The 8,279-nt window shown below is 59.8% G+C and carries 8 protein-coding genes and 2 pseudogenes; 6 read left to right on the top strand and 4 right to left on the bottom strand.

Going from position 1 to position 8,279, the window contains the following annotated elements; genetic code table 11:
- Positions 1–273, top strand: a 273-nt coding sequence (locus tag CRO75_RS31695; protein ID WP_143481943.1) for a transposase, incomplete at its 5' end; no start/stop codon positions are given.
- A gap of 155 nt (positions 274–428) precedes the next feature.
- The gene (locus CRO75_RS31690) at positions 429–3,164 is read left to right on the top strand and encodes a LuxR C-terminal-related transcriptional regulator (RefSeq protein ID WP_097140552.1); all 2,736 of its coding nucleotides are present in this window, start codon (positions 429–431) and stop codon (positions 3,162–3,164) included.
- Positions 3,165–3,172: 8 nt separating this feature from the next.
- On the opposite strand, the gene CRO75_RS31685 is transcribed toward CRO75_RS31690, so the two are convergent.
- Together CRO75_RS31685 and CRO75_RS31680 are read right to left on the bottom strand one after the other, a co-directional pair.
- The gene (locus CRO75_RS31685; protein ID WP_097140550.1) at positions 3,173–4,513 is read right to left on the bottom strand and encodes a HAMP domain-containing sensor histidine kinase; all 1,341 of its coding nucleotides are present in this window, start codon (positions 4,511–4,513) and stop codon (positions 3,173–3,175) included.
- Positions 4,498–5,191 (bottom strand): annotated as a pseudogene (locus CRO75_RS31680) (response regulator transcription factor). The gene CRO75_RS31685 and the pseudogene CRO75_RS31680 overlap by 16 nt, the downstream one beginning before the upstream one ends.
- A 134-nt stretch (positions 5,192–5,325) precedes the next feature.
- Here CRO75_RS31680 and CRO75_RS31675 point away from each other — a divergent pair.
- From CRO75_RS31675 to CRO75_RS33475, 4 genes and pseudogenes are all read left to right on the top strand, one after another.
- On the top strand, positions 5,326–5,511 hold the full coding sequence (locus tag CRO75_RS31675) for a hypothetical protein (protein WP_097140548.1): 186 nt from the start codon (positions 5,326–5,328) through the stop codon (positions 5,509–5,511).
- Positions 5,501–5,755 (top strand): hypothetical protein, encoded by a 255-nt coding sequence (locus CRO75_RS31670; protein WP_177409818.1) that lies wholly within the window; start codon positions 5,501–5,503, stop codon positions 5,753–5,755. The genes CRO75_RS31675 and CRO75_RS31670 overlap by 11 nt, the downstream gene beginning before the upstream one ends.
- A 139-nt stretch (positions 5,756–5,894) precedes the next feature.
- Positions 5,895–6,395, top strand: coding sequence for a methylated-DNA--[protein]-cysteine S-methyltransferase (locus CRO75_RS31665; RefSeq protein WP_097140544.1), 501 nt, complete (start codon positions 5,895–5,897; stop codon positions 6,393–6,395).
- A gap of 117 nt (positions 6,396–6,512) precedes the next feature.
- Positions 6,513–6,587: pseudogene (locus CRO75_RS33475) on the top strand (MBL fold metallo-hydrolase); the annotation flags it as partial.
- A 351-nt stretch (positions 6,588–6,938) separates the two neighbouring features.
- On the opposite strand, the gene CRO75_RS31660 reads toward CRO75_RS33475, so the two are convergent.
- Positions 6,939–7,577: a peroxiredoxin gene (locus tag CRO75_RS31660; RefSeq protein WP_097140542.1), complete on the bottom strand. Its 639-nt coding sequence runs from the start codon at positions 7,575–7,577 to the stop codon at positions 6,939–6,941.
- 430 nt (positions 7,578–8,007) lie between these two features.
- Positions 8,008–8,279, bottom strand: a 272-nt coding sequence (locus tag CRO75_RS32930) for a hypothetical protein (protein WP_160147544.1), incomplete at its 5' end; no start/stop codon positions are given.

Here is an 8,279-nt window from a genome sequence, read left to right as displayed (position 1 = left end):
GGCCTGGATGTACGGGTCAAGGAGTCGGGGCGTTACAACGGTCGACGCAAGCTGAGCAAGCAAGGCGACTCGGAAACCCGACGCTTGCTTTACAACGCCGCCATGGCGGCAAGCAGGACCAAGGCTTGGCAATCCCGCTATCAGCAATACCTGCAGCGCGGTCTGAAGCGAACAGAAGCGCTGATCATCCTTGCGCGTAAATTAGCCCGTATTGCCTTCGCTCTGATGAAGACCCAACAGCCGTATCGACCTACGGTCGATACGGTGGGGTAGACATAGAATCTCCTACAGGTACGCAGGAAGCGCTGAAAAACCCGGTTGTATTCTTTTTCTATCCATCTGTAGCAAAAATCTTCAACAGGGGGCTTTTTACCGCTAGTCTGCCGACATCTGTATTGCCGACAACAGCACTTCAATAAGAGTTGGCCATGACTGATCTGTCCCGTATCCAGGGGCCTGCCGGTGCGGCCATTCCCGCGCCGGAAGGGCGCTTCTACCGACCTCCCTTGCCCGACGGCTACGTACTGCGGCCGCGTCTGTGCGAGCGCTTGAGCGCGGGCCTCAATGGCCGGCTGCTGTTGGTCAGCGCACCGGCCGGTTTTGGCAAGAGTTCGCTGGCGGTGGAGTTCTGCCAAAGCCTGCCGCCGCACTGGCGCAGTCTGTGGCTGGGGCTCAGTCGCCGGGACAGCGATCCGGGACGTTTTCTCGAACGCCTGCTTGAGGGGCTGCAACAATATTTCGCCCAACTGGGCAACCAATCCCTCGGGCTGCTGAAGATGCGCCAGCGCCACCAGCCCTTCGCCTTCGAAGAGTGGCTGGACGGGCTGCTCGATGAGTTGGCGGCCCATCTTTCCAGTGCTTCTCCCTTGTTGCTGGTACTGGACGATTACCACCTGGCCCAGGGGCCGGTGCTCGATCGCTGCCTGCAGTTCTTCCTCAATCATTTGCCCGACGGCTTGCTGGTGCTGGTAACCAGCCGCCAGCGCCCGGACTGGCACCTGGCGCGTCTGCGCCTGTCGCGGCAGTTGCTGGAACTGCATGAGCAGGACCTGCGCCTGACCTACGACGAATCCCTGACCCTGCTCGACCGGCACAGCAGTTCGCTGCGCGGCGAGGCGCTGGAAAGTCTGATCCTGCGCAGCGAAGGCTGGGTGGCGGGGCTGCGCTTCTGGCTGTTGGCGGCCTCGGAGGCGGGCAGTGGCGCAACCTTGCCGCAGTCGCTGAATGGCGGCGAAGGCCTGATTCGCGATTATCTGCTGGAAGAAGTCATCGATTGCCTGCCTGCCGAAGTGCAGTCGTTCCTCTACGACACGGCGCCCCAGGAACGTTTCTGCAGCGACCTGTGCGATGCATTGCGCGAGTCCCACGACAGTGCCGAGATCCTGCGTTACCTGTTGGCCCACCAGGTATTCCTGGTGCCGCTGGACGAGCAGGGGCACTGGTACCGTTATCACCACCTGTTCTCCGACCTGCTGCGCACCCGGCCCACCGCCAACGCGATATTGCCGCCGGCCAGCCTGCACCTGCGGGCCTGTCGCTGGTTCAACGCCCAGGGGCTGCTGGATGAAGCGGTGGAGCAGGCGTTGCGCGCCGGGCACCTGGACGTGGCGGCGAACCTGGTACAGAACCTGTCCGAGGAACAACTGCTGGCCGAGCAGAACGTCGGCATGCTGCTGCGCTGGAAAATGGACTTGCCCGACAGCCTGCTGATCAGCACCCCGCGGCTGATCGTGCTGTACAGCTGGGCGCTGGGGCTGGCGTGCCAGCTGGATGCCGCCGAGGAGCTGGCCAGTCATTTGAGCCGCTTCCTGCCGGCTCCCTCGGCCACCGGGCAGAAATCCATGCTGGCGCAATGGCTGGCCTTGAGCGGGATCGTCGCCCGGGGACGGGGGAATCACGAGCTGACCCTGCTGTATTGCACCGAAGCCCTGGAAACCTTGCCCCAGAAGCGTTACGGACAGCGGCTGGTGTGCCTGTCGACCCTCTCCAACCTGGCAATCGCCGATGGCGACCTGTGGCGTGCCCGGGGGCTCAACCGCGAGTCCCTGGAACTGGCGCAGCGGGTCGGCAACCCCTTGTTCGAGGCCCTGGCCCATTATGACCGGGCCCGGGTGCTGCAAGCCCGCGGCGAGATCCTGCGGGCGCTGGATGAAGTCCGCCAGGGCTTGCAACGCTTGTATGGCCTGTCGGCGCAACGCCTGTACGCGATACGGGCGCGGCTGACGCTGTACGAAGGTTACCTGCTGGCGTTGCGCTGCCAGCCCGAGACCGGACTGGCACGCCTGCGGGCGGGGCTGGTCGAGGCGCGGGCCTGTCGCGATATCAGCGTGCTGATCGGCCATTGCGTGATCGCCAACCTGGAAGGTCACAACGGTGAATTTGCCAAGGCCTTTGCCGAGCTGGCCGAGGCCGAACGCCTGATGCACATCTGGGATGTACCGCCGATCTACTACCTGGCGATGATCACCCTGGTCAAATGCGAACTCTGGCTGGCCCAGGGCCGCACCGACCTGGCGCAGGCCTGGCTGGCTCGCCTGGGGCAGACCTACACCGGCGACCAGGCCGCCGCCGCGCCGGAATTTCATCCACAGCTGCCGCTGCATATCGAGTTGCAACAAGCCTTGCTCGACAGCATCCAGGGCGAGCCGGCCCTGGCCGAGCAGCGCCTGGACAAACTGCTGGAGCATGGCCGGCAGACCGGGCGGCAGATGCTCAATGTGATGGCATTGAACCAGAAGGTCGCGCTGTTGCTGGCCCAGGGGCGCGACCCCGAGGCCCGGCAGGCCTTTGCCCAGGCGCTGGAGGCTGCCGTGGGCGGGGCATTGCAACCGTTCGAATGGGCGGTGCGGGCGCATCCGGCCTGGGTTCGCGAGCAACTTCAGCAGGGGATGGCGACGCCATTGCGCCAGACCTTGCTCGAACGCCTGCCGGCCGCCGTGGCACGTGATTCCCTGGAGCAGCATCACGGCGAAGCCCTCAGCTCCCGCGAGCTGGCGGTGCTGCAACTGATCGCGCAGGGCTGTTCCAACCAGGAAATCAGCGATCAGTTGTTTATCTCGCTGCACACCGTGAAGACCCATGCCAGCCATATCAACAGCAAGCTGGGGGTGGAGCGTCGCACCCAGGCCGTGGCCCGGGCCCAGGAGTTGGGATTACTGGGCTGATTGAGCGGTCAGCTGATCTTGCGGGTATCGTCCTCGGCTCGCTCCTGGGGCGAAGCAGGGGGCTCTGCGGTGTTGAAGTCCAGGGTCACGGTGAAGCGCTGTTGTTCGGTGAGGACCTGGATGTGCCAGCCCAGCCTGGCGCACAGCTGGCGCATCAGCTCCAGGCCCAGGCCGTAGCCGAAGTCGCTGGATTCTTCTGACTGGCTGGTATCACGGATACGGTTGACGATGCGCAGTTGCAACTGTTCGAAGGTGATTTCGATGCTGCCTTCCTCAGCATATTGCAGGGCATTGCGCAGAAAGTTACCAACCACGATTCGGCAGGCGGTCAGGGGCAGGCGACAAGGCTCGTTGCTGATGTCTAGGATCAGTTCGATATCCCGCTTGCCTATCAGGTAGCGATGCTCCTGGATCAATTCGTTGAACAATTCGGCCATGTCGATGGCTTCTTCCGGCAAGGGTTCAATGCGCTCGCGGCTCCTCCACAGTAGCGTCTCGGCGATGCGCTGCATGTTCAGCACCGAGCGTTCGATACGTTGCAGAGGCAGGGGCAGGGTGCCCCCGGCCTGCAAGGTCAGCAGTTCCAGGTTGGCCTTGAGCACCGCCAGCGGCGTGCGTAACTCATGGCTGGTGTAGCGCAGCAGGCGCCCTTCGCGCTGGCTGGCGGCCTGCACCTGCTGCACGCTCTGGGCCAGGGAGTCGGCCAGGACATTGAACTCCTTGAAACGGAAATTCGGGCGTTGGCTGGACACCTCCTCCGGATCTTTCAGGGTGGTGGACCACTGGGCCAGCCGGCCGAGGGGGCGCACCAGCCACCAGACCAGCAGGGCGATGATGATCAGTGCCGGGATGAATACCGCCAGACTGATGACATTAATGCTGTTCAGTTCGTGATCGAGATAGGCATCGGACAACGGGGTCTCGACCTCGCCACCTTCTTCATGGTCGTGGTCGACATCGAACATGTAGAGGATTTTGCCGTCACCCAGGGGCTGGGCCAGGATCGCTTTGACTTCATCCTGTCCATCGGCGTCCAGTTCACCGAACACCTGCACGGCGCCGAAGGACAGGGTTGGCGGCGTATCCAGTAACTGGCGAATTTTCGGCGGCAGCGCTTCCTTGCCGATAACGCTGCTGAAGAAGTAGTTCTGCGGCGGGGCAAGGCTTGGGTCTTTCTTGTAGTGCCTGACGAAATACAGGGCTTCTTCTTCCATCATGGCGCTGGCGGTATAGAGCAGGCCTCGGATGCTATAGCTCGATAGCAGCTGGCTGTAGATCAGCAGCACCACAGCGATCAACAGCAGGAAACTGCCGCTGATCACCCATTTCAGACTCAGCCCTTTACGCATGGGGTCCTCAACTGCACGCCGACGCCAGAAATAGTGTGGATCAGCGTTTGGCTGAAATCCTTGTCCACCGCCTTGCGCAAGCGGTGCATGTGCACCTTGAGGGTATTGCTATCCGGCGGCTCGTCGCCCCAGACCGTCGCCTCGAGACGTTCGCGCCCCACCGGCTCGGGACTGGCACGCATCAGGCATTCCAGCAGGGTCCAGCAGGGTCCAGCAGGTGGGCGACAGGTGCAGTTCCTGTCCGGCGCGGCTGACCTTGCGGGTGGACAGATCCATGGTCAGGTCGGCCACCTGCAGGCGGTTGGCCTGGCCGCTGCGCCGCAGGCTCAGGGCGCGAATCCTGGCCACCAGTTCGGCCAGTTCGAAGGGCTTGACCAGGTAATCGTCGGCGCCCATGTCAAAGCTGGCGAGCTTGTCCGGCAGGGCATCCAGCGAGGTGAGCATCAGGATCGGTGTCTGTTTGCCCTGTTCGCGCAGCTGTTTGCACAGCTGTTGGCCGTCCAGGCGCGGCAGCATGATGTCCAGCAGGATCACATCATAGTGTTGGCTCAGCGCCAGGTTCAGGCCGGTCTGGCCATTACTGGCGTGATCGCAGACGATCCCGGTGATCTCCAGGTATTCGATGACGGTGTTGGCCAGGTCGAGGTTGTCCTCGACCAGCAGCAGGTGGATATGCACGGGAACGTCCCCTTGGACCTGTGTCGCTCAGTGGCCCAGAGGATAACGGAGCCGGCGCGTTTTTTACCGATGTTTACCTGGCGTTAACCTGTCGGACTCTAGGGTGGCGGCTTTTACACCAAGAGCGCGCCACCATGAACTTGTCTGCTGTCGTCAAAGGCATTCTGCTGGTCTTGATTGTCATCGGCCTGATGGCCTGTGCCTTGTCGCCCGGCACGTCTGTGGCGCGCCTGGGCGGGGGTGGGCCGCTGTCAGGGTTCTTGACCGGGAATGGGGGCGGGCTGGCAGCAGAATCGGGCTCTATTGCCTATGCCTTCTGAAAAGACCTGCGCGGATTACACCGACCAGTTGGTGCTGTGCCTGTTGCTGATTCTTTGCGTGGCGCTTGCGCTGGGCACCTATATCGTCCGGCTCAATGCGCGTATCGATCAACAGCGTGAGCTGTCGCCGGTGCATCTGCTGGAGTGCGGCAACGGGCGCGGGGCTTTTATCGTCGATCCCCACGGCCGGCGCAGCAGCAGTGACAATTGTTATCTGATCGAAGAGGATGAGTGGCCGATGTAGCGGCCCCAGGAAAATCCGGCATTGAGTTCAAGCGCAAGAAACGTAGTTCTTGCGCTTGAAGGTCGATCTACAGTGCAGGCGTACCGAGATGAAGGCCAGGTCCGGGCCTGATCTCCCTGGAAGATAAAGGAGGCTTGCCATGTCCTGCGTATTCAAATTGATCAACTCGCCCGTCGGTCAACTGACCCTGGTTGCCAGAGGCACGAAGCTCGCCGCGATTCTCTGGGAGAGCGAGCGCGAAAACCGGGTGCGTCTCGGCCCGTTGCAGCCTGCCGACGATCATCCGGTCTTGCTGGAAACCGAACGCCAGCTCAAGGAGTACTTTGCCGGCAGCCGCGATCGCTTCGAACTGGAACTGGACTTTGTCGGCACCGAGTTCCAGCGCAAGGTCTGGCAGGCGCTGCTGACCATTCCTTTCGGTGAAACCCGCAGCTACAGCCAGATTGCCGTGCAGGTAGGCAGTCCCAAGGCCGTGCGCGCAGTCGGTGCGGCCAATGGCCGGAACCCGATCTCAATCATCGCGCCTTGCCACCGGGTGATCGGCGCCTCGGGCAGCCTCACCGGTTTTGCCGGCGGCCTGCAGGCCAAGCAGTTTCTGCTGGCGCTGGAAGGCGAGGAAACCCTGCAGTTGGCGTTCTGACTGTGAATGATTGCCGCCCCGGGGCGTGGGCGGCAGTTGTCGTTGCCTGCATTGCGCGGCAAAGCAGCGGCTGCAAGCTGTGCGAGAATGGCCCATCGATTTCTTCAGGAACATCCCATGGAAGCCGCCAAGCCCACTCTTATTCGCGAAACCTTCCCCGTCGGTCCCTTGCAGTGCAACTGCACGATCATGGTACTCGCAATGTAGGAGGGGATGGACAAGTCCTCTAGACCTGACTACACGTGGTATCTGGCATTCTCTTTCAAAGTCCATATGGACATGGCTTCGGTATGGACATAAGAATGACTCTATGTCCACATAGCACCTTCAAATCTGTAGGACGCATGATTGGTAATGGGCAATGCCGTACCCGTGCGCTTGGGCGAAGTCATCAGCTTGAGCCTAAAGCAACACCTTAGGGATGTTGAGGGACAAAATTATGCCTATAGGCAGGCGCGCGCCAAAAGACGCCTTAACGGCCAAAGCGGCTCACCGGAGAACCGCCTCGACGCTTTGCTGGGAAATGATAGCCTGTATGGCCAATCACTTATTCGGTTGAGGGGTCATACGCAGATAAGGCTTGATTGCTCTGTAGCCTTTAGGAAAACGCCGCTTGATTTCACTCTCGTCCTTGAGCGACGGTACGATAACTACGTCATCTCCGTCCTCCCAGTTGCCTGGCGTCGCAACCTTGTAGTTATCCGTCAACTGCAGAGAATCAATGACGCGCAAAATCTCAGTGAAATTGCGACCAGTGCTTGCTGGATATGTAATAGTCAGCCGAACCTTCTTATTCGGGTCGATGACAAACAACGAACGCACAGTAAGGGTATCGTTGGCGTTCGGGTGGATCAGGTCGTACAGCTCCGACACTCTCCAGTCGGCATCAGCAATGATAGGGAAATTGATCAGAGTATTCTGGGTTTCGTTGATATCATTGATCCACTTCAGGTGGGAGTCCACCGGATCGACGGACAAGGCGATTACCTTGACGCCTTTCGCGGCAAACTGGTCTTTCAGCTTGGCTGTCAGGCCTAGCTCCGTGGTGCACACCGGGGTAAAGTCCGCAGGGTGGGAAAACAGAACCCCCCAACTGTTGCCGAGCCAATCATGAAATCGGATGCGCCCTTCGCTGGAGTCCTGTTCGAAATCAGGGGCGGTATCGCCAAGTCGCACACTCATATAACTCTCCTTATTTATTAAACTACAGCTACAACCATGACTTCATATAGCGCCTCTAAGATCTTTAGAGCGAACCAACCATGGAGTTTCGGATACGAAGGACGAGACCTATGGTCACGTCAAGCGGGGAGTCTAATTGACATAGAAGCTAGCATGAAAGTCATCTATTAAAACTGAAAGAATCGACATGGGTTACCGGTATTTACGCTGCATGCTCAATTGAGGCTAAATATGGGTAGCGTGAAAAAACTCTATGTTTCGCCATTCCAACACCGCTTGTTTTTAATAGCAATTATCGCTTGCAAAAATGAAAAGCGCCGGAGCCACCAGAAACCTGATGAGTTCAGCTCTTTGACTACTGAGTTCTATCTTGAAATGAATCCTTGGAGACCCGGACACTGATTGTATCCGGGCCTCGCTGAGTTACTGGTTAACCGCTAATGACCATGCCAGTGTGGCTATTAATGGCCGCAACAACCTCTTCCAAACGACTGTTGGTCACCACTGGGAGGCTGGACTCAAGCAAAATTTCTACCTCGCCATAGCCATCTTTTCCACTCGAGCCGCCTAGATATTTGAGCGGTGAGCCGCCATGCCCGGTACCACTCAGGAATGCCGACTCCTGCAGATTGTTCTGCGGAGCGGTGTTGTCCTGTTGATCGAGATAGAACAGGTCATCCACACCCCACTTGCCGAACTTCA

The sequence above is a fragment of the Pseudomonas sp. LAMO17WK12:I10 genome (assembly GCF_900215185.1).
GTDB lineage: Bacteria > Pseudomonadota > Gammaproteobacteria > Pseudomonadales > Pseudomonadaceae > Aquipseudomonas > Aquipseudomonas chlororaphis.
This window is presented reverse-complemented; position numbering and strand designations above follow the sequence as displayed.

Bases quoted from the DNA above. Each gene is read 5' to 3' on its own strand.
- CRO75_RS31690 (WP_097140552.1), top strand. From the start codon at position 429: ATGACTGATCTGTCCCGTATCCAGGGGCCTGCCGGTGCGGCCATTCCC.
- CRO75_RS31685 (WP_097140550.1), bottom strand. From the start codon at position 4,513: ATGCGTAAAGGGCTGAGTCTGAAATGGGTGATCAGCGGCAGTTTCCTG.
- CRO75_RS31675 (WP_097140548.1), top strand. From the start codon at position 5,326: ATGAACTTGTCTGCTGTCGTCAAAGGCATTCTGCTGGTCTTGATTGTC.
- CRO75_RS31670 (WP_177409818.1), top strand. From the start codon at position 5,501: ATGCCTTCTGAAAAGACCTGCGCGGATTACACCGACCAGTTGGTGCTG.
- CRO75_RS31665 (WP_097140544.1), top strand. From the start codon at position 5,895: ATGTCCTGCGTATTCAAATTGATCAACTCGCCCGTCGGTCAACTGACC.
- CRO75_RS31660 (WP_097140542.1), bottom strand. From the start codon at position 7,577: ATGAGTGTGCGACTTGGCGATACCGCCCCTGATTTCGAACAGGACTCC.